We start from the raw sequence: 24,981 nt of genomic DNA on the forward strand, positions 1-24,981 counted from the left end.
TCTAGCGGTCCTCTTTCGCAGCAGGTGATGCCCCGGTCCCGGGGGCCAGGCGTCGGCAGATATCGGTGAATTCCGGTCCCCAGCCGGCGTGGTCGGTGCGGGCCAGCCCGCCGAGTTCGACGGCGGTGCCGCGGCCGGCGGGGCGCAGCCGCACCCAGATCCGGCGGCGTTTGATCACCAGTGAGGCCACCAGCCCGCCCATCATGGTGATCGCGAAGACCAGCACCCAGTTCTGGGCAGGGTCGTGGGAGACCTGCAGGTAGGCGAATTCCTCGGCGCCGTCGAACCGGACGGTGGTGCCGTCGGTGAGGGTGGTGTGTTCTCCGGGTCGCAGGTTGACCCGGGCCTGTTTGACCAGTCGGCCTTGGTTGATCATCTCGGCGTTGAGCGAGAAGATCGACTGGGGAATGCCGGTGTCGAGGCCGGTGTCGCCCTTGTAGATGTCGACGGCCACTGCGGGATCGCGCATGTCGGGGAACACCGAGGTGAGCAGGGTGCCGTTGAACGCGGCGGTGGGAGCGAACAATCCTTCGATCGCGATCTGGTTGCGGCGACGCTCGTCCGGATCCGGATAGGTGCCGCCGGGCGGGTCGAAGCGCAGCGCTCCGCTGCTGAGGAACGTGGTGGCGTCTTCGGGGGCGAACTGCAGTGTCTCGGTGCGTTGTTGCCCGTCGGGGAAGGTCACGGTGAACCGGGGGGCGTAACCGTGACCGGTGAGATACACCCGTTCGTCGCCCAGCCGCAGCGGCTCGTTGACCCGCACTTGGTACCGCTGCCAGCGGTCGGTGCCGATGTCCGTGCCGGTCTGGTAGGACAGCGTGGAGGTGAACATTTCGGCTTGCCCGTTGTCGAGGTAGTCGGCGGAAAAATCTTCGACCTTGAGGCAGAACGGATCGAGTCCGGTGCCGTCGGTGGCGGCTCCGGCGCGGAACGAGTCGTACACCGCCGGGGAGGTGTTGCACAATCCCGGCCCGCCGTCGGCGATGACGATCACCGACCCCTCGTACCCGAACAGCCGACCGGTGGCCACCGCCACCAGCAGCCCGACCAGCGAGAAGTGGAAGACCAGGTTGCCGGCTTCGCGCAGATACCCTTTTTCCGCGGATACCGCCTGTACCGCGCCGGGCTCGGTGCGGGTGGTCAGACGCCAGCCTCGCAGCAGGTCGTGGACCCGGTCGAGGGACTCCTCGACCGGCGCGTCGAGCAGCCCCTGGTGGTGATGCGGCAATCGCGACAGGTTGCGCGGTGCAGGTACCGGGGCGCTGCGCACAGCGCGCAGATGCTCGCGCAGCCGGGGGATCAGGCAGCCGATGAGCGAAACCATCAGCAGGGCGTAGACGGCGGTGAACCAGAAGCTGGCGAACACGTCGAACGCTTCGAGCCGGTCCAGGACGGGGCCGAGGACCGGACGCGCGGCGATGTACTCGTCGACCTTGCCGGCGTTGAGGCTTCGCTGGGGCAGCAACGCCCCGGGGACGGCAGCGAGGGCGAGCAGGAACAGCAACACTAAAGCGGTGCGCATGGAGGTGAGCTGACGCCATAGGTTGCGTGCCGTGGCGACGGCTCGGCGCAGCGGTGAGGGTTCCGGCGGCGGTGACGGCTTCGAGGCCGGAGCACGGTCGGTGACGGTCATATCGGCAGCACCACGTCAGTGACGAACTCGTCGCGGATCCAGGCGATGAACATCTCCCAGACTCCGGTCATCAAGGCGAATCCGACCACCACGAGCAGCATGCCCCCGGCGATCTGGATATTGCGGGAGTTGCGGCGCAGCCATCCCACCCCACGCAGGGCGGAAGAGGAGCCGAAGGCCAGCGCGACGAACGGCAATCCCAACCCCAGGCAGTAGGCGATGATCAGCACCACGCCACGGGCGGCGGTGGTGCCTTCGGTGCCGGCGGCCACCGAGAGCACCCCGGCCAGCGTCGGGCCCAGGCACGGTGTCCAGCCGAGGGCGAACACTCCACCCAGCAAGGGAGCTCCTGCCAGCGAGGAGATCTGCCGCGGGGCGAAACGCAGATTCTTCTGCAAGGCGGGGACCCACCCGAGGAAGGTCAACCCCATGACCACGGTGACGGCGCCACCGATGCGTTGAAGCAGTTCCTGGTTGACGCGCAACGCCCCGATCACCCCGAAGACCGACGCCGTGGCCAGGACGAACACCACGGTGAACCCGGCGACGAACAACAACGCGGCACCGGTGACCCGCCACCGTCCGGCGGCGCGGACACGCGTATCGCCCGCCGTGACCGTCGGTGCTTCCGCCCCCGAGACCGCGGCCAGGTACGACAAGTACCCGGGCACGAGCGGAATACAGCACGGCGAAGCGAAGGAGACCAGACCGGCCAGCGCCGCCGCCGCCAGGGCGAACACGAGCGGCCCGGTGGCGGCGACCGTCTGGAAGCTGGTGCCCAGTTCTTGCGCCAGGACGATCATGACTCCGCCGCCACTCGCTCGATGACCGGCTGCAGATCCTCGGTCAGCAGCGCCCGCAGGAACACCGCGGCGACCCGATGCTGCCGGTCGAGAACGAGGGTGGAGGGGATGACGCTCGTGGGGAAGTTCCCTCCCAGGGCGATCAGGGTGCGCATCGGCGGATCGTAGATGGACGGGTAGGAGACGTTGTTGTCGATCACGAAGTCCTGTGCCTTGTCACGTTGAGGATCGCGGACGTTGATGCCGAGAAACTGCACCCCCAGAGCCCGGGTGGCGGCGTAGGCGCGTTCGAGATCGTCGGCTTCGCTGCGGCACGGGGCGCACCACTGGCCCCACAGATTGAGCACCACCACCTGGCCGGCATAGTCGGCCAAATCCACGGTGACACCGTCGGCCATCAGATCCGGGCCGGAGAGCGGCCCGAGGGTGCCGCGGGCGGACGGCGGGTCGTAGAAGATATCGGTCTGGCCGCCGGGGGCGACGAAATCGAAGGTGCCGCCCTGGGCGACGGCGTCGGTTCCGGTGCCACAGGCACCGGCCCCCAGCAACGCAACCAGGATCAGTGTCAGCACAGGCCAGGGCCGTCGACGGTGCCTCCGGCTCGTCCCCGTCATCGCAGCATCTCCTCCACCGCGGAGCGAACCTCGGCCGGCGCGGTGAACACCGGGGGGTTCACCACGCGCTCGACGGACCCGTCCCGGTGTACGAGAAAGCTCAACGGCAGCACCGGTGGGACTTGCAGTGCCTCCTGCGCGGCCGCGTCGATGTCGACGAACGAGGGATAACGCAACTCGAGTTCGGCCATCAAGGCCTGCGCGGAAGCTGCGGTGTCCTGCACGTTGAGCCCCACCACCCGGATCGAGCCCGGCTCGGCGGCATAGGTGTCGAGCACCGGCATCTCCTCCCGGCACGGGCCGCACCAGGATGCCCAGAGATTGACCAACGTGGGCTCGCCCTGCAGTGCACTTCCGAGATCAACCGTTTCGGTGGAGCCTAGGCATCGCACCGAGACCCCCCTCAACTGTCCCGAGGCGGAACCGACCGGCGCCGGACAGATTCGTCCTGCCGGTCCGTCGGCGCGGAACAGCCCTTCGGAGGTGTCGACGGTGGAAGGAGCGGTTGAGGTGGCGTGGTCGGTACGCGGCCCGGTCGCGGGTTCATCCCCGCGGGGCCACAGTCCCACAATGAGCAGGGCGATCACCGCTAGGAACCCGATCGTCGACATGGTTCTGACGGACATTGCGACCCTCCTCGGCGTACCCACACCGCAACTACTATTCCAGATAGTATTTGTGGTGTGGTCGGGGGCTCCGTTGTCCCCGTGCAGTCCCTTCCGAGATCGTTGACTGGACATGCGGCGGAATCGGTGTCGGTGTGCGGCACGAAGACATCACGCCATGGGAGACGCTGCTATCCTGGGCGGCTGTGACGAGAATCCAGCTCGGCCGTAAATTTCTCGTCGCACTACCGGTGGCCGCGACGGTGGTTGCGATGGCCACTCTGGTTCCGTATCCGCCGATCGTGCAGATTCGGGAATGGGCGACGGCGGTAGGCCCGACGTTTGTGGTGGTGTTCTTCCTCGCTCAGACCGTGCTGACCGTCACCCCGATTCCCCGCACCGTGTTCACGGTGAGTGCCGGGGTATTGTTCTCCCCTCTGGTCGGCATCGGCGTCGCCATCGCCGCCACGACTGTGAGCGCAGTGGTGGCATTCATGGTGGTTCGAACGCTCGGCAAAGACGCAGTTCAAGCGCGGCTGTCGCACTCGGCGGTACGGGCTGTCGATGCCCGTCTGGCGCACCGGGGATGGCTGGCTGTCGGATCACTGCGCCTCATCGCGGTGGTGCCGTTCGCGGTGGTCAACTACTGCTGCGCCTTGTCGTCCGTGCGGCTGCTTCCGTACACCGTCGCTACGATCATCGGCATCCTGCCCGGCACGATCGGAGCGGTACTTCTCGGTGACACGATTGCCGGCCGAACTGAGCCCGCCCTGACTGCGGTAACGGCTGTGTGCCTACTTTCGGGCATTGCCGGGTTGGTGCTCGAATCCCGTCTCCCTCTGCCGTCGGGTGCCGCCGACACCGCTATCTCCGCTCACCACAGGGACGAATGCACCTGTCCGACGCAGTAACGTCCCCGCCGGGTGCGAGCGAATGCGTGATGCGCATCACCGGCGAGAACAGACAGGGCAGCAGAGTGCGGCTCATCCTCAGGACATGAAGATTCGATGAAGTGTCTCGGGCCTGGAAGGGAACCGCCCTACCATTGGGGGAACGACACTTTCGGCAATCGGCCATCGACCGCCGCTGCAGGTCAGAACTTGCGCCGACTGGGCACACTGCCCAGTGAAGCGCGATCGATGTGCGCTGCCGAGTAGCACTGCTGCCGAAGGCGCTCGCTCGCGGAAGCTCGCGAAAGAAGACCAGGCCTATGATTCAACCGACGATGGAGGCTCAGCTCCAGTTCTGGACCGAGTGGGTGAAAAGGTCCACTGCCGGAGGAGTCCATCGAGGCAATGAACATTGCGGGACGTATGTTCTCGAGGTCGTCCGCGCGACGGCACGACCGGATATGAAGATCCCGGGGAGGGGCTGCGGAACCGTTTGGCTTTCAGCTCAACTCGCCGGATTGGGCGCGGTAACCGCAGTCGATCTTCCAGCTCGGACAATCGAAAACTTGAAGCTCCGTCGTCCGGACATCCCCTGGCTCAGTGGCGACTTCCTGGAACCGGAGCTGAAGCCGAACGAGCGTTTCGATGTGAGCGCATCTGTAGAGGTGATTGTGGACGTTCCTATCCAGCATCGGTTCGTACGCAAGATCGCCGACTTGATCATCCCCCGGGTCACAGCCATGACAGCGACGACCCAGAACCCGCCGATCTGGAATCGAACCCAGGCGTTCACCCCTCCCAAGCCGGGACGAACCCGCAACTGGCTGTCACGTCTGCGCCTGCGCCAACTCTGTGAACCCTGCTTCGCCCTACGCCGACTCCGCACCTGTGCTCCCAACGGCGCCCGCGGGTCATTGCGATTGAGGCACAACAGAATTATTGAATCGGTCGCACCTCGACTGTTCCGGCGGAACTGTGGGATTCCACGCAGGAACGGATCGGATTGGATGCAGCCTAGTCCTTCTCGCTGCTCGAATCCAATGTGCCAAGTCTCTGATGTGCCGAGTCAGGAGTCGTGTCCAGGCCTGCAGAAGTGGCAGATAAAGCGTACTCGGCCGGACGAAGGCCGGGCTAACACCGTCCGACGACGAATATTCGCCGCATTTTGGGAGCGTCGCCCGTGCGTACTGCAACACCGTCCCGCGCCGCCCACGCGGCGGAGAACATCGACTCGCGCTACCATCCGGCGGCCGGGCTGCGGCGTCAGATCAACAAGGTGTTCCCCACCCACTGGTCCTTCCTGCTGGGTGAGATCGCCCTGTACAGCTTCGTGATCCTGCTGATCTCGGGCGTGTACCTGACGCTGTTCTTCGATCCGTCCCTCGCCGAGGTCACCTACGACGGCGCCTACACCCCGCTGCGCGGTGTCACGATGTCGCGCGCGTACGAGACGACCCTGGACATCTCGTTCGAGGTGCGCGGCGGTCTGTTCGTCCGGCAGATCCACCACTGGGCTGCGCTGATGTTTGCCGCGTCGATCATCGTGCACCTGCTGCGCGTGTTCTTCACCGGTGCGTTCCGCCGTCCGCGTGAAGCGAACTGGGTGATCGGCTCGCTGCTGCTGATCCTGGCGATGTTCGAGGGCTTCTTCGGCTACTCGCTGCCCGACGACCTGCTTTCCGGCACCGGCCTGCGCGCCGCGCTGTCCGGCATCACCATCAGCATCCCGGTGATCGGCACCTGGATGCACTGGCTGATCTTCGGCGGCGACTTCCCCGGCATGCTCATCATCCCGCGCCTGTACGTCGCGCACGTGCTGCTGATTCCGGGCATCATCCTCGCCCTGATCGCAGCCCACCTGGCCCTGGTCTGGTACCAGAAGCACACCCAGTTCCCCGGCCCCGGCCGTACCGAGCAGAACGTCGTCGGTGTCCGGATTCTGCCGGTGTTCGCGGTCAAGTCCGGTGCGTTCTTCGCCATCACCTTCGCCGTGCTGGCGCTGATGAGCGGTCTGCTCCAGATCAACCCGATCTGGAACATCGGCCCGTACAACCCGTCGCAGGTGTCGGCCGGCTCGCAGCCCGACATCTACATGCTGTGGACGGACGGCCTGGCCCGCACCTGGCCGGCGTGGGATATCTACCTGTTCGGCCGCTACACCATCCCGGCGGTGTTCTGGGTCGCGGTGATCATGGGCCTGGTGTTCACGCTTCTGATCGCCTACCCGTGGATCGAGAAGAAGTTCACCAAGGACGATGCGCACCACAACCTGCTGCAGCGTCCGCGGGACGTGCCGGTGCGTACCGCGATCGGCGCGATGGCCCTGGCGTTCTACACCGTTCTCACGCTGATGGGGATGAACGACATCGTGGCGATCACCTTCCACATTTCGCTCAATGCCACCACGTGGATGGGCCGCATCGGCATGGTGCTCGGCCCTCCGCTCGCCTACTACCTGACCTACCGGTTCTGCCTGGGCCTGCAGCGCAGCGACCGTCAGGTGCTCGAGCACGGCATCGAGACGGGCATTGTCCGTCGCCTGCCGCACGGCGAGTACATCGAGATCCACCAGCCGCTCGGCCCGGTGGACGAGCACGGCCATCCGGTCCCGCTCGAGTACCAGGGTGCTCCGGTGCCCAAGCGCATGAACAAGCTCGGCACCGCCGGCAAGCCCGGCGCGGGCAGCTGGTGGAGCGCGGACCCGGCCGAGGAGGCGACCGCCCTCGAGACGGCGCACCACGAGGCGGAGGTCGAGCAGCGCACGGTCCTGAGCGAGTACCAGGAGCGAATTCACAGTCCCGGAGGCGGTAACGGGCAAGGACACTGACGTCCATGTCCTGGCGCGAATACGATCCGTCGACCCGGTTCCATCCCGAACGCCTTGGCGGCGCTGGAGTGGACGCACCGCGGCGAAACCACACGGTCTGCGGCCTCTGGCACCGGCAAACCCACCTCGTCGAAGCACCTGCGCATCGCGCATACGATGATCGATGCCGGCATGCGGGTGTCGTGGTCCACCTCGAACCGGTGACCGCGGCGACCGGACGGGCCGCGGTGTGTCGACGGTCGATCGACAAGACCATCATCAGAATTCCTCCCGGGATGGAGTTGATCGTTCGTCGACGGCATCGGTACGTTGCCCGTCCGGGCGGGCTGCCGCGAAGGCGTTCTTCCGCCTTGCCGAGGCCGTCCAGGAACGACGAAGTATGGTGGTGACCAGCAAATTGCCCCCATCCTGGTTCGACACCATCATGATCGAGCCCCTAGGCACCGCCGCGGTCGACGGCCGCTGCACCATGTCCATGTCGTAATCACCGAAGGGCCCCTCGCTGCGGTTGGGCGAGGCGGCTACTGGGCGCGGGGTAGTGCCGTGGGCCTGATCTTCGAGGGAGACGATCTGTCCGCCCCCAGGGATCCTCTGTCCTAGGCGGGTCGAGTGCCTCCGCGACCCCGAAGTGGTACGGATCCGCATGACCGTGCTCAGCGCCTCGATGTCGAGGCAGGAATATCTTCACCAAATCTTCATGTGTCTGGGATTCGGGCTGGGGAAGCAATCTGTGGTCGCCGGCGGGACGCCGTCCATGCCACCTCCGCGGCCATGAATATCCTCTGTACAGGGTTGAGAAGCAGCGGATTTGGTAGCTTTTCGCGTTGCAGATGGTGTGGTCGACCTCGCTGTTGCACTGCAGTGGAGTTCCCTGCGCGGGATGGCAGCCGATCGTTGCGCCGGCACCGAGGAGGGCGCACCTGTTGTTACAAGCCCGCGTTGGTGGGTACGCGGCGATTGATCAGGCCTGTCCTCGCAGAGGACGGCCTCTTCCCCATCCTCGACGACGGGAGAGAACAACGATGAGTACTGCTGCCACCATGCTGGAGAACTACCCGAAGGGTTTGGCCGGGATCGACACGGCGAAGCTGGCTGGCTGCATCGAGGCGTGTATGGACTGTGCCCAGGTATGTACCGCATGCGCCGATGCCTGCCTTAGCGAAGAGTCGGTGGAGGAGCTGACCAAATGCATCCGCACGGACCTCGACTGCGCTGACCTCTGCGAAATCACAAGCAGGGTGCTCTCGCGACATACCGGCTACGACGCGAATCTGACCCGCTCGGTCTTGGAGGCCTGCGCGGCTTCGTGCAAGAAATGCGGCGACCAGTGCGCGCAGCACGCCTCCCATCACGAGCACTGCAGAACCTGCGCCGAGGTCTGCCGCCGCTGTGAGCAGGCCTGCCGAGAGCTGATCGGCTCGCTCGGATAACAGCACGTTCCCCGGCGCGGTCACCCGCACCGGACCGCCATACCGGCCTGTTGCTTCCTGCATGAAGCAACACCTGCACGGTCGACGCACCAGAAAGGGGTAGGCGCAGGCATCGGTGCCGATCCGCCTGCAGAACCGATCCGCACACCACGACAACCAGACGACACCCGGTACGCGAGCGACTCGCAAGGAAAGAACACTCAATGCCCTGTCGAGCCGCAGCCGCGATGACCGGCGCATCCGATTGCCAGGTTACGCGTTTCGCGGGTAAGGACATAGAGGACCGTAGTGCGGCCGCGGCCCAGCCAGATGAGGCCCTTGCTTTCGGAGTCGCAGCGGGCCGCGGGCAGTACCGACATGTACATCACCCGGCCCAGGAATCTGCTGTAGCGCCGGGGTGTGCATTCGCCCGGGGCGTCTGCCGGGAACTTTCGGCATCGGTGCCGGCCCGCCCACGCGGTGAGCCGGTCGTCCGGGCCGACCAGAGTGGGCTCGCCGTGGGCAGCGACGAATATTGCTTCCAGCCGGAATCCAATGCCCGGAAGGCTGGTGATCACTTCTGCCCGAGGATGTCGGCGAAGTCGGACCTCGATCGCAGCGTCGGTGGCGTTGATGCGCTCGTCGGGAATAGCTCAGCCCGTGCGCCGGCTCGGCCACCAGCGCGGCGGTGACGTCCTTACCGGGCAACCGCATCGTCAGGGCTTTCGTCGCGGCGTGGGCGACCAAGTCCGTGTTGCGCACGCCGACGCCGACGCCGGGGAGCGCGGGGACCAGCAGCGCGGTCCCGGTACGGCGGACCGCTTTCGACCGCTGGCAGCAGGCCCGCAGCACTGTCCAGCCGGTGGTCCGAGAAGATCCGCGCGATGCATTCGAGTGCGCGACGGATCGCTATGCGCTGCTGGCGCAGCCGGAGGGAAGACGCGTGTGCGGCCGGCCCCGAGATCGACGCGGCAGCGGGGTATCTACAGTTTCCCAATCAGATCATCGTCGGGATACAGAACGCGCAGGCCGGTGCACATGCGGGATTGAACGGCGATCCCCGGGCGTCCTAGGCATTGGCTTTGGTTTCACCGCCGCGGTAGACCGTGCCGGCCTGTCCCACCGAGCGGCCGACCAGACAGCGGACCGGCCCGCCCCATGAACCAGGCCAGTTCTTTCCAGACACACCCGCGCGCTGGCGAAGCATTTTCCATACCCGGTCAATCCGGTACCCAGCCAACGTAATTCTCACGAAATGGCTGGATCTACGGGCTCAAGGAGCGAAGCATGTACGCCGGTGCGGGGCCGCCCCGCAACTGGTCGATGCGGACCTGGTACCGATCGGAGCTCGATCCCCTTCTTCCTTCTATGGCCCTTCTTCAACGAACCTTCATCAAAGGAACATCTGACAGAAGGCGACACAAGGCAAGATGGCACAGCGTGGCAGTCAACCGTACCGACCCCCGATGTCCGATGTCCTGAGCACCAACGACCCGGCCGCACCATGGCGTTGCCCCACGACGCACCGCCATGAAATTTCCTTTCCTTCTGAAGAACCCACCGCTGCGTCCGCGTACCAGTCGCAGCCGCGACGTGACATAGAAAGAAATCGTGGTTCCCACTGTCGTACCCGCCGCCGCCACCGTCCTGGCGTATCTGCCCAGTCCACCACAGGGGGTGTGGTACCTCGGGCCGATCGCGCTGCGGGCCTATGCCCTGTGCATCATCGTCGGGATCGTCGTCGCGATCTTCTGGGGTGACCGCCGCTGGGTCGCCCGCGGTGGCGAGCCCGGCACCGTGCTCGACGTCGCGGTGTGGGCCGTGCCGTTCGGCCTGATCGGGGGCCGTCTGTACCACGTCGCCACCGACTGGCAGAAGTACTTCGGTGCGGGCGCCGACCCGGTCGACGCGTTGAAGATCTGGCAGGGCGGACTGGGGATCTGGGGGGCGGTCGCCCTCGGTGGGGTCGGCGCCTGGATCGGGTGCCGTCGCCGCGGCATTCCCCTGCCCGCCTTCGGTGACGCGCTGGCCCCGGCGATCCTGCTGGCCCAGGCCATCGGCCGGCTCGGCAACTGGTTCAACCAGGAACTCTACGGCCGAGAGACGACCGTGCCGTGGGGCCTCGAGATCTACGAGCGCCGCAACGACGCGGGACTCACGAGCCCGGACCTCATCGACGGAATCTCCACCGGGCAGGTCGCGGCGGTGGTGCACCCGACGTTCCTGTACGAGCTGGTGTGGAATCTGCTCGTCGTGCTGCTGCTCGTGCTCGTCGACCGGCGATTCCGCATCGGACACGGCCGGCTGTTCGCGCTCTACGTGGCCGGATACAGCGCGGGCCGGTTCTTCGTCGAACTCATGCGGTCCGATCCGGCCACCGAGATCGCCGGGATCCGGATCAACTCGTTCACCTCCGCCATCGTGTTCGTCCTCGCCGTCGTCTACGTCGTCGTCGCCCGCAAGGGCCGCGAGGACCCCGAGGCGCTGAAACCCACACGCGTGCTCACGAAGCGTTGAGACGAAGCCCGACAAACGACGGAAACATCGACACCTTGGAGGGCGGCCCGGCGCCGGGCGAAGACGGACATCGGAACCCGATCCGGCATTCGGGACATCAAGAGATATTCACCGGTCGGGACCCTCCGGCATCGCTCGCACACACCGTACCGGTCGACCCGTGCGCGGGTGTGGACTCGCAAGAACTCGCGGCCAGGGCCACTCGGCTCCGAGCCGAATCTCGGCCTGTCCACTGTGCCGGATCACGCCACACACACCTCTCACCGCTCGAATCTGCCACACCAGGTGGGCGCAATACCAGGACCCTCCGGTTTGAAGCGCAAGTACCGCCGGCAAGACCAGTGCGGGTGCAGCGTGGACCGGCCGAGGAAACCGCGGCAATCGAGAACCCTCACATGAGACCGAATAGCCTACCGCCTTGAAGACGTACCAGGGCCGTATCCACGTCCCCGCGACCGACAGTAACGATCCCACCGATGTCGGCGGCTCTCGTGATCGGTGCCGCTACCGCGACCTAGATCTTCCTGACCTGCCCACGCCCCCAGCGTGGGCTCTTCCCGCGCAACGGCATCTTTGCCGTGCAGTCGATCATGTGTCCGACCCGAGTGCGTTCTCTCGTCGACCGGGGCGGGCGGATGTCACCGGGTGGCGGTGCTGGACTCGGACGGTACCTCTCGGGCCTCCGGGAGGAAGTTGCGCCGAATACCAAGTGTGGCGTCGGTCAGCCGGATCGATTCGGCAGCATCGACGATCGTTCCGGTCACGGCGCGGATGGCATCAATGTTCTCGGGAATGACGATGGCCTGGTTGTCGACGGTGTAGCTGTAGTACAGCTCGGTACCGTCGACGGTGAGGATGTCTTCCCACAGGGCGACCTCGTACATGTCACCGCGAGGTCGCCCGAGATCGCGCATCAATTCGATCGTGCTGTTGGGGGCGACCACGCCGTCCGACTCGCGGACGAAGGCGATTCGCGAACAAGCCCTCAGTGCCTCGAGCACGTCGTCGCGGGCGACCGAACGGGTCAGCTCTACCACCCAATAGTGCAGATGGTTCTGGGTGTGCGCGCCTTTGGCGGCCATGGTGACGACATCGAGGTCCGGATCGACACTTTGTGCGTCGGGCCCTTGGTGGCTGGGAATCTTGCGTTCGGGAACGATCGTATTCATGATCCCGGAGTGATCGGACTCCCACGGGTCGGTAGCCCGACGAATCAGGACGCCCCGCGCCTTGGCGAGCAGTCCCGTATTCTTCAGGGCCGTCAAGGTCCGCACCGTGGACGTGGTGTTGCACGAGACCACCCGGGTGGTGTCCCGGCCCACAGCAGCAGCGAAATTTGCGTGTGCGACGAAGGAGTGGCCGGTGAGGGTATGTTTTTCGCCGCCCTGGAAGATGGCTTTGACACCCCGGCTCCGGTAGTGCTCGAGGTTTTCGGCACCAATTCCGGCCGGGGTACAGTCTACGACGACGTCGATCGCATTCAGCAGGTCGGGCAGTCCGCCCGCCACCGAAATCCCCGCCGCAGACATCTGCGCTGAGGATTCCGGCGTGGATGCGTAGAGGGGTATTCCATTGCCTGCCGCTGTCGCGACCCGGTAGTCGGAGAGCACGTCGCTGACGCCGATCAGGTCCATGTCCGGCTGGAGCCGTACTGCATCGGCGACGCGTTTGCCGATGACTCCGTATCCGTTGATGCCCACGCGCATCTTCTTCGCCATGTCCTGCCCCTTCGCATTTGGAGGTGTTCGGGATGATGTCTTGGACGTTCCGGGCGACGGTGAGGATGACCGATGTTGCCGGATCGTTGCCCTACCGGTGCCGTCGTCGACGGGTACGCCCAGTCCGGAGACCGTCGGCGCCGCGAGAACCGCGCGGATCGGAACCGGGGCTCGGGCCGGAGAACCTATTGCGGATGGCCTCGGCACTCATTACTGCGCCGAGGGTGCGGACCAGCGCGGCTGCCACGAGGGCGACTACGAGCCGACGTCCCGTCGTCTCGAGGCGGGCGACGAAGGGTTCGAGTTCGGCAGCGCGCAGGTGCACTTCAGGTCCGCCGGCATCGAGCGTCTCCCGCAGCCGCCGGAGCTGATCGGGAAGTTCCGCCACGACATCGAGAACGTCGAATCCTGCCTGCCGAAACCTGCTCGCCAGGACCTCAGGCGAATAACGAGCGGATGCCAGGCGCCGTGCGTACGGGTCGAGGAGCTCGGCAAGCTGGAACTGTGGATCGAGTTCGACACCCAGGCCTTCGACCATGATCAGCATCTTCGACAACAGCGCCAGGTCCGACGGAATCTGGACGTGGTGCCGGCGGACCACCGTCAGCACATCTTGGATCAGCGCCCCGAGGGAAATCTGTCCCAGTTCGCGCCCAGCGTAGCGGTCGAGCAATGGAGCCAGATCCGTGGCGAGAGCGGGCACATCTACCCGGCCCCGGCCGGACGAGAGCCCGGTCAGGGCCGCAGCCACCCGGCGGGGTTGCTGACCGGCCAACGCGATGAGCAGCGCGCCGAGCTTCTCACGCAGCTGCGCATCGACTTCCCCCACCATGCCGAAGTCGATCAACCCGATGCGGCCGCCGGGCTCGATGAAAAAGTTGCCCGGATGGGGGTCGGCGTGGAAGAACCCGTCCTCGAAAACCATCTTCGCGGCCACCCAGGCCGCGTGGTGCGCCAGCGTCGACCGATCGATGCCGGCCGCGTCGAGGGCCTGCACGTCATCGATCTTGATTCCCCTGATCCGCTCGATTGTCAGGACACGAGAAGTGGTGGTGTCCCAGTAGATGCGCGGGATGCGGATCGTGGCAGAGGAGGCGAAGTTGGCGGCAAAGCGTTCGGCGTTGCGGCCTTCGTGGAGGTAGTCCAGTTCCGCGCGCAATGTCCGGGCGAACTCTTCGGCGATGCCCACCAGGTCGTAGTCTGCGGCTGCCTCCCAACGCCGTTGGGCCCGGGCGGCGAGGTTGTGGAGGATCTCCAGGTCCTGCTCGATCTGTTCGACCACATTCGGCCGGCGGACCTTGACCACCACCTCGGTGCCGTCGGCCAGGGTCGCAGCATGAGCCTGACCCAGGGAAGCGCTGGCCAAGGGTTGCAGATCGAACGAGGCAAAGACCTCCGACGGAGCGGCTCCGAGGTCGTGGGTGACGAGGCTGGTGATGAGGGGACCGGGAACCGGAGGGGCGGCGTCCTGCAGGACGGCCAACTCTCTCCGGTACGGTTCCGGCAGCAGATCCGGACGGGTGGACAGGACCTGCCCCAGTTTGACGAACGTCGGACCGAGTTGTTCGAGAGCCAACCGTAGGTGCTCGGGATTCGAATAGGGCTGGTCACGGCGCGCATGCCCGAGCAGTCCACGGTGCAGGGGCAGCCACCTCTGCAGACCGGCGACACCGATCAAGAATCCGAATCCGTGACGGGCGAAGGTCTCGGCGATCTGTCGGTACCGCTCGGCATGGGACACGGTCTACCCCTTCGCCTGCGGCGGTGCAGAAGACGGCGCACCCTCCGACGGTGCCGACTGCAGAGGGACATCCCAGAGCTCGCCGGCGGCAAGGGTCTTCTCGATGCCCTCGACGCACAGACGGACCGGCGCCGCCGAGCACGGGTACAGGACAATCCGTGCCCGGTGTTGGGTCAGTTCGATACTCATCGGCTGGCCGCGATAACTGAGCCGGAACGACGCCGCCGTCAATTCGGCAGGAAGCACCGGGTGCAGCCACAGCGCGTCCTGCCGGGTTTCCACACCGCCGTAACAGCGCATCACCATGTCGGCGGTGCCGGCCATGGCCCCGATATGGACACCTTCCCGTGTGGTTCCCCCCTGGGTATCGGCCAGGTCCGCCTCCAATGCCTGGATGAACAGCGTCCACGACGGGGCCCGGTCGGTGCGGGCGAGCACCCAGCCGTGGGCCAGTCGACTCAAGGTCGAACCGTGGCTGGTGCGGGCAAGGTAGTACGCGACCGTACGGGGAATCATCTCCGCGGGAAGCTCATAGCCGAGACGGGCGAACAGGGCGCGCAGTTCTTCGGCGGAGAACAGGTAGAACAACATCAGCACGTCGGCCTGCTTGGACAGCCTGTACCGGTTGGTGCTGTCCCCTTCGGCCTGCAGGATCAAATCCAACCGACCGATGTTGCCGTACCGGCCGCGGTAGGCGTCCCAGTCGAATTCCAGCAGCGCGTCGTAGCCCTCGAACTGGCTGATCACCCCGTCGTGGAACGGGATCCGCAGTCGGCGGCTGAGCCGCTCCCAGCGGGCGGGTTCCTGCGCGCCGAGTCGTAGGCGGCGCCACAGGGGATCGCAGTCGTGACAGGCCAAGCGGGTCACCGCCTCCTCCGCCCGCGCCAGGACCCAGGCGGCGAGTACGTTCGTGTAGGCGTTGTTGCGCAGTCCTGTCCCCGGCGCATCGGGGTAGCCGTCGTGATATTCGTCCGGTCCCATCACCCCGCAGATGTCGAATCGATCGTCCGCCGGGTCGTACACGGCCATGCTGCTGAACAACCGAGCGACCTCGACGAGAATCTCGGCTCCGTAGTCGATGAGGAAACCCAGGTCCGCGGTGGCCTGATAGTACTGCCATACGCTGTAGGCGACGGCCAGACCGACGTGCCGTTGCCGACGAGAATTGTCGGGCATCCACCTTCCGTTGCGGACATTGAACAACTGGGTCGGCGTCTCCTCCCGGCCGTCACTGCCGGATTGCCAAGGGAACATCGCCCCGTCCAGTCCCTCCGCCCGGGCGGCAGCGCGGGCGGAGTCCAGGCGTCGATACCGATACAGCAGGAACGACCGGGTCAATTCGGGGCGGCGCAAACTCAGCATGGGGTAGACGAACATCTCGTCCCAGAAGATGTGGCCACGGTAGCCCTCCCCGTGCAGTCCTCGCGCCGGCAAGCCGGCATCGAGATCCGGCCCCGCTGCGGCGACGGTCTGCAGCACGTGGAAGATGTGCAGATTCAACGCCAGCGACTGCTGCGGCGCGGCCCGCAGTTCGATGCCGAACCGATCCCACAACTGTTGCCATGCCAGAGTGTGGGCATCGAGCAGGTCGGCGAAGAGCGGCGCCCGGGCGATCCTGTCCTCTGCGGCGAGGGCGGCGGTCGAGATCGCCGCATCCCGCGAGGTTGCCACCGCGGCGATTTTTTCCACCGTCACCGGTGTGCCCGGCGCGAGGTGCACGGTGAGAATGTGCCCGGCATAGGCCGAATCCAGCACCGGCCGACGGTGGCTCACCGCCTCGGTAGCACGGACACGGGTCCGTACCGCGGTGGCGATACGGACCAGGGACTGGCTGGTCGATACTTCCGCCAGCACCGTGTCCGAGGCAATCTGCGTTGTTGCGACAGGGACCAGATGGTGGTGATCGAGTGCGTGGTCTGCTGTCACGTTGCGGTTGGCCACCGCCGCGTTCACCGCGGACTCGACGACGAGTGCCCCCGACCAATTGTCGGAGTCGACGGTGACCTCCAGTGCGGCCAGGTGCGGTTCGGTCAGAGACTGGAACTGACGTGAGGTGATCTGCAGAACACGACCGACGCTGTCACGATACCGAGTGATACGGGTCAGAACCCCCGTACGGATGTCGAGTTCCTGACGATGGGAGACCATTTCCCGGCCTCCCGGATGGAGTACGGCACCGTCCGCGCACCGAACGGTCAGGTAGGTCCAGTCGGGCGCGTTGACCAGATGTTCGGTCTCCACGGTGCGTCCCTCGAGTACGGTGCCGAGCCGATTGTAGATTCCGGCCAGGTACGTCCCGGGGTAGTGGACGCCATCGGCGGTGCTGCCGAGAACAGCTCCGCGGGTAGCCCAGTACCCGTTCCCGAGGGTGCACAGTGCTTCCCGGGTCGCCTCCTGAGCAGGATCGAATCGATCGTAGACAAGAGCCCACCCGTCCTGCGGCGCGGGCATCGCTCCGCCGCACCAGCGCTCTACTCGCCCCCGCTCCGACGCCGCGGTGGAATCCGTCAACGGTACCTGGCGGAGATCGGCGACCACCGCGTCCGCCCCGGCCGCGGTCAACTGGGGACCGATTCCGGTTCGGTCGACGCCTACTACCCACCCGAATCCACCCTTGACGGCGGCGCTGACCCCGGCCGGAGCATCTTCGAAGACCACAGCGTCGGCCGGCGAAACTGCGAGTCGGCGAGCAGCCTCGACGAACATGGCCGGATCCGGTTTGCTGGCCAAGGACAGACGCACCGCGTCGATCCCGTCGACACGTACGTCGAACAGATACGCCACCCCGGCCGCATCGAGTACAGTCTGGCTGTTGCGGCTCGAAGTCACCAGGGCGGTAGGCACACCCATCGCCCTAAGCTCAATGAGCAGCTCTCTCGCATCGGGGAAGACCGACACACCCGTGTCGGTGAGCGTGTCGGCGAAGATCTGCTGTTTTCGTGCAGCCAATCCTCGAATGGTCATCCGGCCCGGTGTGTCGTCGAGGGTGCCGGTGGGCACCTCGAGTCCGCGGGCGTCGAGGAACGTCCGGATTCCGTCCTCTCGGGCACGGCCGTCCACGTATGCGCGATAATCGCGGTCCGTATCGAAGGGTTCCTGTCCAGGATCGAGCTCAGTGAGGACTTGGTCGAACAGGGCCTTCCAGGCGGCGGCATGCACCGTGGCGGTGTCGGTGATCACCCCGTCCATGTCGAAGATCACCGCGCCGTAACCGTTGCGCGTACGCCCGGTAGAGACCGGGAGGTGTTCGAGGTGCATCAGTTGCCCCTCCGTGCGCTGCCTAAGGTCCCGACTCGCGGCCGCAAGCCGCTGGCAGCGGCATCGATCCGGTGGTCGGAAAGGCCTTGGTGGCGATGCTCGTGCGGACCACTGCTCCTACAAGCACTCTGCGGGTAGGCCCGATGCGCGCACCGCGACCGGTCGGCGCCGCTTCGCAAGGTCGTCGTCGTGGCGGCACGTACGGCGAATGCCGTCGGATTCATACCGGTCGAGTGTAGCCGTGCAAGGAGTATCGGTGTCCTGAGGAGAAGGGCATGCGGCGGTGTCCGGGACTGCGTCCTTTCGACCGCCGCGACTGTGGCGCCCGGGGCGGTGTCATAGCCGGACCGGCGTAGCATCGTAATGTGGTCCTCTTCTACGAGGTTCTGCTTGTCCTGACTGCCGGGTTGATCATGTGGTTCTCGGTATATGTTCTTTACCGGCTGATCACCGATGAGTCGAACCGCAGGCACCGATAAGTTGCGAGCCCATACGCCGTCGACACCCTTTTGATTCCGACGTCGTTGTCCCGCTTCGGGCGTCCGAGCTGCTGTCCCGGCCAGCCGGTTCGGACGCCCAGGTCGTGTTCTCCGTGGGCGAATGAGAGACTCTGCGGGACGACCCCCTGCCGGGGTATTCAGTCGGGCTGGCACAGGTGCAACGACGGAGGTGAGAGCATCGACGGAAGAGCTCCGCTCACCCAAGCCCCTGCGGATGCTGTGGATCACGACCGCCTGGGGCGCGTGTTTCCTGGGCATCCGGTGGGGGCTCGAGTACGCGCCGATCCTCTGGTTCGCCGCCTTGCGCGCGGTACTGGCCGGGGTCGCACTGCTCGTGTTGTGTGTCCTCCAGCATCGACCGATGCCGCGAGGGAGGCATGCGTGGTTGCTGATCGTTGTGCTGGGCGGGGTGAACGTCACGGTCGCGTTCGCGGCGATGTTCGGGGGAGTGGCCGGCCTGTCCACCGGTACGGCAGCGGTATTGGCCAATGCCCAACCGCTGCTGATCGTGTTGCCGGCTTGGTGGTGGTACGGGGAAGCGGTCTCATGGCGTACGGTCATCGCCTTGATCGTGGGATTCGTCGGTCTGGTTCTGTTGGCAGCTCCCGGCGGCCAAGGCGCGTTGCTCGCCTTGTTCTCGGCGGTAGCGATCACCGCCGGGACGTTGCTGTCCCGCCGCCTGGTCGGGCTCGACGTCGTTGCCGCCAGTGGATGGCATTTCGTCCTCGGCGGCGTGGGGCTGATCGGGTGGGCGGCGGCAGTCGAAGGTGCTCCCACGATCGCGTGGTCCCCCGGTTTCCTTGGGGTACTGATCGCGCTTTCGCTCGTCGGCACTGCAGCGGCCTTTGTGGGATGGTTCGTCGAGAGCCAGCACTGTCGCCTCGACGCCCTCACCGCCTGGACGTTCTTGGTGCCGGTGATCGGAGTTGTGCTGGCGGCCGTCGTCTTGGGCGAGCGACCGACCAGATGGACCGCTTTCGGATTGGCCGTGGTGTTGGTCTCCTTGTGGACCATCCTGCAACCTCGCCGTGGTGTCCAGAAAGTGGGCACAGTGGAAGCGGACGAAAAATCCTGAGGCCCATGCCTCTCAGTCGTTGCATCGTAAGGAATTCCGCCCAGGAGGCATGGGAGGTCGTGGGTCGTCCCAGACAGGTGGAAGACGGCTGCACCCTTGTCGGGTTCGGATCGCAGTGGTGCTGCGGAGTGCCGCCTCTCTCTGTCGTCGACAGTACGCAAACCGTCCACCACCGCTGGAAACGGTCCGACGGATAGTAGATGTTCGACGGGCACGCGTGGTATTGCATGCAGATCGGTGTCGGCAGTATGGCGAGGAGCCTCCCCCGTCGCGGTTACCGGCGCTGGTAGCGCAGGTGCTGCGGTACGAGCACGATTACGGAATACGGTACGACGCCGACTCGCTCGGTATCGGTACTGGTCACGACTCGACGGTTCGCACAGCGCCACACATGACGGGATCATTTCTCGCCGTGGCCCCCGAATGCACGGCGCAGGGCCGACAGTGCTCGGTGGCTGTAGTGGTCGCCGCGCTGCGAACTGAACCGTTCGTACAGCGCAACGGTGATCACGGAGGCGGGAACTCCTTCGTCGACCGCCGTCTGCACAACCCACCGTCCCTCCCCGGAGTCGCCGACCTTTCCGGTGTAGTCCGACAGTGTCGGATCTGCATGCAGTACACCGGCCAAGAGGTCGAGCAACCACGAGGTGAGCACACTCCCACGCCGCCACACCTCGGTGATCTCGGCGATGTCGAACTCGTATCGGTAGCCCGCGGAATCGGCCAGTGGTGCTGTCCCGGCATCACCGTCTCGGAGGCGAGCTCCGACAGCGGCGTGGTGCAAGATGGACAGCCCTTCCGCCAAGGCAGCCATTTGACCGTATTCGATGCCGTTGTGGACCATCTTCACGAAGTGCCCGGCCCCGGCAGAACCGCAATGCAGGTATCCCTGTTCGGCCGGAGAGGCAGTGCCGTTGCGGCCCGCGGTACGCGGGGCGGTGTCGACTCCGGGTGCCAACGCTTGGAATACCGGTTCGAGCCGTTCGACTGCGAAAGTGTCGCCGCCGATCATCAAGCAGTAGCCCCGGTCGAGTCCGTGCACGCCCCCGCTGGTGCCGACGTCGAGATAGTGGATGCCACGTTCGGCGAGTCGGGAGGCTCGGGCGGCGTCGTCACGATGATGGGAGTTTCCTCCGTCGACGAGGGTGTCGTCGAAATCCATGCTGGCGGCAAGCTGCTCGACGACGTCGCCGGTCACCGCGGCGGGGACCATGACCCAGACCGTTCGTGGCGGCTCCAGCCGGGCGATCAGGTCGGCCGGTGAGGTCGCTGCTACTGCGCCCTCCCGCTCGAGAGCCACCGTCGCGGTGGGTTCGCGGTCGTACACCACGCAGTGGTGTCCGGCTCGCAGCAGTCGGCGCACCATGTCCCCACCCATTCGGCCGACACCGACCATCCCGATCTGCATCGTCTCCGTCCTTTCTGTTCGAACACGGGTCGGCCGCCGGGCAGCAGCTCCCGTCACAGTGCACGGTGTGGTCACCCCCGTGACGTTGTCTACGGGGCGGCCGACGGGCCCGGTCGTGGTCGCACAATCAAGACCGGACAGGGGGCATGATGAGCGATCTGATTGGACACGGATCCGAGTAGCAGTGCGCTCACTCCTTCGTACCCGTGGGAGCCCACCACCAGCAGGTCTGCGTCTCGGGAGGCGTTGATCAGTACCGAGGCGGGCGGCCCCTCGTGTACCTCCGTCGTGACGGTCACACCTTCGAGATGTACACCTATCAGCGTTCTGCGCTGGATCTGGTGTGCGGTTCGCTCGACGGATTCGAGTTCCTGGGCCATTCCTTTCAGACCGAGTGCTGTGGCCGGAAACTGCCATGCGGTCACCACCTTGACGTGGCCGTGTCGTAGACGAGCCTCCGTGATGGCCCATTCGAGTGCACGATGGGACTGTGGTGAACCATCTACGCCTACCACGACCTGAAAAGCAGCATTGTTGTTCATGTCGGTTTCTCTCTTGTCGATTCGGTCGATCAAGAAGACATGCAGCGTTTGGATCCCGCGTCGGCGAGCGATTTCCGCGCTCTACCGGGCTGCCACCTCACGTAGCGAGCACGAGGAACGGAGCCACACAAGTCACTGTCGCGCTCGCTACACCGGGGAGGAGGCAACACCGAAGGACTGGATCAAGGCTTCGGCGGTAACGTGCGGTGCAGGGCCTCGAGACGTTGCCGGTACTCGTCCGCATCGATCTCGCCTCGAGCCAGCCGCAGGCCGAGGACCTGTTCCGCCGTGGGCTCTGCGGTGGGTGGGATCGGCCCGGAATTGGAGCCAAGAGATCGCACCAGGGCGACCACGGCGAAGATCACCAATGCCCAGAACCCGACCATGCCGATGATCATGAGGACATATCCCCAACCGCTCACGTTGTGGTCGTACCAGAACATCATGGTCTGCCTCCTCGAATCGTGTGCCCTGCAGCTTCGCTGCGGTACCCAGGGGTGATGCGCCAACGGGATACAGTTGCCGATGCCGGCGTCTGCTCGACGATCCGGATCGGCGGCGAGTGCGCTCGCCCGCCTCGCGTGGCAGTCGAGTCACGGAGCGGGGCCGTTCCAGACGGGAAACCAGCGCTGCAGATCCCGTTCGATCGGGAGGTCACCGGCGAGGACGGCCCGGGTCTGCAGCTCGAGTGCTGTATCGCGCCGTCGGTTCCCGACCGGGGCGAAGGGGTAGACGGTGCCGCGCTTGAACAGGTATACCAGTCCCAATCGCCTTGGGCCGGAGGAACTCTCGGTATCCGCGTCGGCCGCTGCGGTGAAGGCGACGACAGTGCACAGCAGGGAGGGCCCGAATCCGGCGTCGGCGAGGGTGGCGTTGATCGCGTGCAGGGCCGTCACCAGGGTAGGCAGATCGACGACCGACTGGCGGGCGGTGATCCAGGTATAGCCGAATTCGTCAGCGGTGACCGACACGTTCAGACCCGGATCGAGATGCAGTAAGTCCAGAATCTCGTCCTGCGAGTGCTGCGCTGCGGCGCCCTCGGCCGGTTTGAACGCCACCGCCCCGACTCCAGTAGGAGCAAACCCCAGCGACGCCTCGAGAGTGTAGGCGGCACCGGGAAGGGCGAAGAGCACGTCGAGATTCGGCTGCACCGGCTCACTGCGACCGAACAATGCCCGCAGAAACCCCATCGTCAGGCCCCTTCCCCCAACTGCGTGCTCAGCGTCGCCAGTTGATCGAGCCGACGTTCCAGGGACGGGTGGGTGGACAGCACATGCGCCACACTGGTCTGCACCCCCAAGGCCGGGGCGAAGAAGAAGGCACTGAAGGCCTGGGCAGCGCGCAGATCGCGAGTGGGAATCCGAGCGATCTCGCCACTGACCTTGGTCAGGGCCGAGGCCAGCGCAGACGGACGCCCGGTGAGGATCGCCCCGGCGCGGTCGGCGGCGAGTTCGCGGTACCGCGACAACGCCCGGATCAGTAGGTAGCTCAAGGCGTAGACCACGGCGGAGACCGCCATGACGGCCAGGACGATCACGACGAAGTTGGCCCCGTCCCGTCGATCCCGGCCACCACCGAACATGCTGGAATACAACATCGTCCGTGCCAGCAGCCCGGACAACACACCCAGGAACGACGCAACGGTCATGACCACCACGTCGCGGTGCGCCACGTGGGACAGCTCGTGCGAGAGCACGCCTTCGAGTTCGTCGGTATCGAGCCGGCGCGTCAAACCGGTGGTGACGCAGAGCACCGCCCGTTTGCTGCTGCGCCCGGCGGCGAAGGCGTTGGGCAATTCCATGTCCGACACCGCGATCTGGGGTTTGGGCATGTCCGCCAGCGAACACAGGCGATCGACGATCCCGTGCAGTTGTGGTTCCTCCTCGGCAGTGACGATATGCGCGTGCATGCCGTACAGGGCGATGCGATCGGAGAACCAGAACTGGGCCAGCAGCAAGCCTCCCACGATCACCACGATGAGGACCATCGACTTGATCAGTACGACGAGCGCGGCCACGAAAGCCACGTACACCAATCCGAGCAGAAACATGGTCAGCGCCATCCGCGCGGTGAGCTGACGGTCCGGCCGGAACCGCGTGCGCATGACACTCACCCAGGAATCAGACCGTCGTCACCGAGCAGGGCACGGACCTCGGCGGGATCGGAGTCGGCCCTCGGCACGATCAGTTCGGAGACAGTCAAGACGTCGTCGGCGACCGGGCTCCCGGACCGACGCACCGCTGCGAGCAGATCCAGCAGAGCCGAGGAGAAATCGGCGGTGTCGTCGGACTCCAACGCAGCCATCAACCGGTCGTCGAGTGCATTGAGGTCATCGAGATGCGCGTCGGCAACCTCGTACTGTCCTTCCCCGAGAATGCGGATGATCATGAGAAGCTGTCCTTCCTCTGGGCGCGGGGTCTTCAGGCCTCTACGCGCGGGGGTCTTCCGCTGAAGACGTTCGTGAACCTTGCTCCAAGGAGGCCGGGGCGTTCAGATCGGCCTTGAGTTGGGCAAGCTGATTACCGATGTCGCCAGGGGAGCCGGTGCCCGCGTCGAGTGCCGCCTGGATGTCGTCGCGCCGACCCAGCGGGATCGAGGCATCCTCGAGGGCCCCCGACGCCATCAGTTCGTCCAGCGCCTGGGACCGAGCGGCCATCTGTGCGGTTTTGTCCTCGGCGCGTTGGACGGCCAACCCGACATCGCCCATCTCCTCGGAGATCCCGGTGACCGCTTCACCGATGCGACTTTGCGCCTCGGCGGCGGTGTAGCTGGCCTTGATCGTCTCCTTACGGGTGCGGAAGGCCTCGATCTTGGCCTGCAGCCGCTGGGCGGCGGCAGTGAGCTTGTTTTCCTCACCTTCGAGTGCGTCCCGCTGAGGTTGCAGTTGCTGGATCTGTTCCACTGCCGCAGCGCGACGGGTCAGGGCCTCGCGGGCCAAGTCGTCGCGTCCCGCGGTGACAGCCTGAACCGCCTGAGATTGGAGCCGATCGGCGGACTGCTGCAGTTGGTCGATCTGCAGTTCCAGCCGTTTACGGCTGGTCGCCACGTCCGCCAGGCCGCGACGAACTTGAGCGAGCAGTTCGGTCTGGCGCTGGTAGGAGTAGTCGAGAACCTCCCGGGGGTCTTCGGCACGATCGAGAGCTTTGTTCGCCTTGACCCGGAACAGCAAGGCCAAACGCTGCGCGAGGCTCATGAGGCACGCTTCCTTTCTCCGATGCTCAGGTCCGTTGGCTTGCGTAGCTCTGGACGTGGCGACTGTTTCTCCAGCGCCGCCCTGCGAAGAGAGTCAGCGGATGGCTTGGTCACCAGGGTGCGCTGTGGTGGTAAGGATTGGAATGTGTTCTTGTGAAGATCGGCTCAAGAATGGCGAACGGTGGTGGACAGAACCGCACGAGGTGCCCCGGGGCGGCCACCGCGCCCGCTGCACGTGCCCGTTCCGCG

21 protein-coding genes are annotated in these 24,981 nt (G+C 65.6%); 6 read left to right on the forward strand and 15 right to left on the reverse strand.

Going from position 1 to position 24,981, the window contains the following annotated elements:
• Position 1 precedes the first annotated feature (1 nt).
• The 4 genes from QNA09_RS24650 to QNA09_RS24665 are packed head-to-tail and all read right to left on the reverse strand — an operon-like array spanning position 2 to position 3,637.
• A complete protein-coding gene (locus QNA09_RS24650) occupies positions 2-1,633 on the reverse strand; it encodes a cytochrome c biogenesis protein ResB (protein ID WP_162919271.1) in 1,632 nt (543 codons plus the stop codon).
• On the reverse strand, positions 1,630-2,436 hold the full coding sequence (locus tag QNA09_RS24655; RefSeq protein WP_006942282.1) for a cytochrome c biogenesis CcdA family protein: 807 nt from the start codon (positions 2,434-2,436) through the stop codon (positions 1,630-1,632). Before QNA09_RS24655 ends, QNA09_RS24650 begins: the two co-directional genes overlap by 4 nt.
• Entirely contained in the window at positions 2,433-3,050 is a 618-nt protein-coding gene (locus QNA09_RS24660) for a TlpA disulfide reductase family protein (protein WP_237211187.1), read from the reverse strand. The genes QNA09_RS24655 and QNA09_RS24660 overlap by 4 nt, the downstream gene beginning before the upstream one ends.
• Positions 3,047-3,637, reverse strand: coding sequence for a TlpA disulfide reductase family protein (locus QNA09_RS24665; protein WP_230831871.1), 591 nt, complete (start codon positions 3,635-3,637; stop codon positions 3,047-3,049). Before QNA09_RS24665 ends, QNA09_RS24660 begins: the two co-directional genes overlap by 4 nt.
• Before the next feature lie 224 nt (positions 3,638-3,861).
• Between QNA09_RS24665 and QNA09_RS24670 the strand changes: the two genes are divergently transcribed.
• The 4 genes from QNA09_RS24670 to QNA09_RS24680 all read left to right on the forward strand — a co-directional run bounded on the left by QNA09_RS24670 (position 3,862) and on the right by QNA09_RS24680 (position 8,802).
• On the forward strand, positions 3,862-4,566 hold the full coding sequence (locus QNA09_RS24670) for a TVP38/TMEM64 family protein (protein WP_006942101.1): 705 nt from the start codon (positions 3,862-3,864) through the stop codon (positions 4,564-4,566).
• 440 nt (positions 4,567-5,006) lie between these two features.
• The gene (locus tag QNA09_RS29230) at positions 5,007-5,879 is read left to right on the forward strand and encodes a class I SAM-dependent methyltransferase (protein ID WP_374121875.1); all 873 of its coding nucleotides are present in this window, start codon (positions 5,007-5,009) and stop codon (positions 5,877-5,879) included.
• Positions 5,771-7,372 (forward strand): cytochrome bc complex cytochrome b subunit, encoded by a 1,602-nt coding sequence (locus tag QNA09_RS24675; RefSeq protein ID WP_374121876.1) that lies wholly within the window; start codon positions 5,771-5,773, stop codon positions 7,370-7,372. The genes QNA09_RS29230 and QNA09_RS24675 overlap by 109 nt, the downstream gene beginning before the upstream one ends.
• 1,022 nt (positions 7,373-8,394) lie before the next feature.
• Positions 8,395-8,802 carry a four-helix bundle copper-binding protein gene (locus tag QNA09_RS24680; RefSeq protein WP_040270107.1) on the forward strand — a complete coding sequence of 136 codons (408 nt, stop codon included), beginning with the start codon at positions 8,395-8,397 and terminating at the stop codon, positions 8,800-8,802.
• A 200-nt stretch (positions 8,803-9,002) separates the two neighbouring features.
• Here the strand turns inward: QNA09_RS24680 and QNA09_RS29235 are convergent, their stop codons facing one another.
• Complete coding sequence (locus tag QNA09_RS29235) at positions 9,003-9,359, reverse strand: transposase (protein ID WP_161800552.1); 357 nt, start codon at positions 9,357-9,359, stop codon at positions 9,003-9,005.
• A gap of 1,033 nt (positions 9,360-10,392) precedes the next feature.
• On the opposite strand from QNA09_RS29235, the gene lgt reads away from it, so the two are divergent.
• On the forward strand, positions 10,393-11,298 hold the full coding sequence (lgt, locus tag QNA09_RS24685) for a prolipoprotein diacylglyceryl transferase (RefSeq protein ID WP_119699269.1): 906 nt from the start codon (positions 10,393-10,395) through the stop codon (positions 11,296-11,298).
• Positions 11,299-11,936: 638 nt separating this feature from the next.
• Here lgt and QNA09_RS24690 read toward each other — a convergent pair.
• The 3 genes from QNA09_RS24690 to QNA09_RS24700 form a co-directional block, all read right to left on the reverse strand.
• Positions 11,937-13,016 carry a type II glyceraldehyde-3-phosphate dehydrogenase gene (locus QNA09_RS24690; RefSeq protein ID WP_006946861.1) on the reverse strand — a complete coding sequence of 360 codons (1,080 nt, stop codon included), beginning with the start codon at positions 13,014-13,016 and terminating at the stop codon, positions 11,937-11,939.
• 91 nt (positions 13,017-13,107) lie between these two features.
• Positions 13,108-14,757: an AarF/ABC1/UbiB kinase family protein gene (locus QNA09_RS24695; protein WP_006946858.1), complete on the reverse strand. Its 1,650-nt coding sequence runs from the start codon at positions 14,755-14,757 to the stop codon at positions 13,108-13,110.
• A 3-nt stretch (positions 14,758-14,760) separates the two neighbouring features.
• On the reverse strand, positions 14,761-18,015 hold the full coding sequence (locus QNA09_RS24700) for a beta-phosphoglucomutase family hydrolase (protein WP_006946857.1): 3,255 nt from the start codon (positions 18,013-18,015) through the stop codon (positions 14,761-14,763).
• 714 nt (positions 18,016-18,729) lie between these two features.
• Between QNA09_RS24700 and QNA09_RS24705 the strand changes: the two genes are divergently transcribed.
• Positions 18,730-19,590: a DMT family transporter gene (locus QNA09_RS24705; RefSeq protein WP_044476553.1), complete on the forward strand. Its 861-nt coding sequence runs from the start codon at positions 18,730-18,732 to the stop codon at positions 19,588-19,590.
• 400 nt (positions 19,591-19,990) lie between these two features.
• Here the strand turns inward: QNA09_RS24705 and gnd are convergent, their stop codons facing one another.
• From gnd to QNA09_RS24740, 7 genes are all read right to left on the reverse strand, one after another.
• Positions 19,991-20,998 carry a phosphogluconate dehydrogenase (NAD(+)-dependent, decarboxylating) gene (gnd, locus tag QNA09_RS24710; protein ID WP_006946854.1) on the reverse strand — a complete coding sequence of 336 codons (1,008 nt, stop codon included), beginning with the start codon at positions 20,996-20,998 and terminating at the stop codon, positions 19,991-19,993.
• Positions 20,999-21,087: 89 nt separating this feature from the next.
• Positions 21,088-21,540, reverse strand: coding sequence for a universal stress protein (locus QNA09_RS24715; protein WP_102031820.1), 453 nt, complete (start codon positions 21,538-21,540; stop codon positions 21,088-21,090).
• Positions 21,541-21,722: 182 nt separating this feature from the next.
• Positions 21,723-21,986 (reverse strand): SHOCT domain-containing protein, encoded by a 264-nt coding sequence (locus QNA09_RS24720; RefSeq protein WP_006946852.1) that lies wholly within the window; start codon positions 21,984-21,986, stop codon positions 21,723-21,725.
• Positions 21,987-22,133: 147 nt separating this feature from the next.
• The gene (locus QNA09_RS24725) at positions 22,134-22,730 is read right to left on the reverse strand and encodes a hypothetical protein (RefSeq protein WP_006946851.1); all 597 of its coding nucleotides are present in this window, start codon (positions 22,728-22,730) and stop codon (positions 22,134-22,136) included.
• Positions 22,731-22,732: 2 nt separating this feature from the next.
• Positions 22,733-23,644: a zinc metalloprotease HtpX gene (gene htpX / locus QNA09_RS24730; protein WP_006946850.1), complete on the reverse strand. Its 912-nt coding sequence runs from the start codon at positions 23,642-23,644 to the stop codon at positions 22,733-22,735.
• Between the two features lie 5 nt (positions 23,645-23,649).
• Entirely contained in the window at positions 23,650-23,928 is a 279-nt protein-coding gene (locus QNA09_RS24735) for a hypothetical protein (RefSeq protein ID WP_006946849.1), read from the reverse strand.
• Positions 23,929-23,968: 40 nt separating this feature from the next.
• Complete coding sequence (locus tag QNA09_RS24740; protein WP_006946844.1) at positions 23,969-24,733, reverse strand: PspA/IM30 family protein; 765 nt, start codon at positions 24,731-24,733, stop codon at positions 23,969-23,971.
• Positions 24,734-24,981: the final 248 nt, after the last annotated feature.

The organism is Rhodococcus sp. AH-ZY2 (assembly GCF_030916465.1).
Classification (GTDB): domain Bacteria; phylum Actinomycetota; class Actinomycetes; order Mycobacteriales; family Mycobacteriaceae; genus Rhodococcus; species Rhodococcus ruber.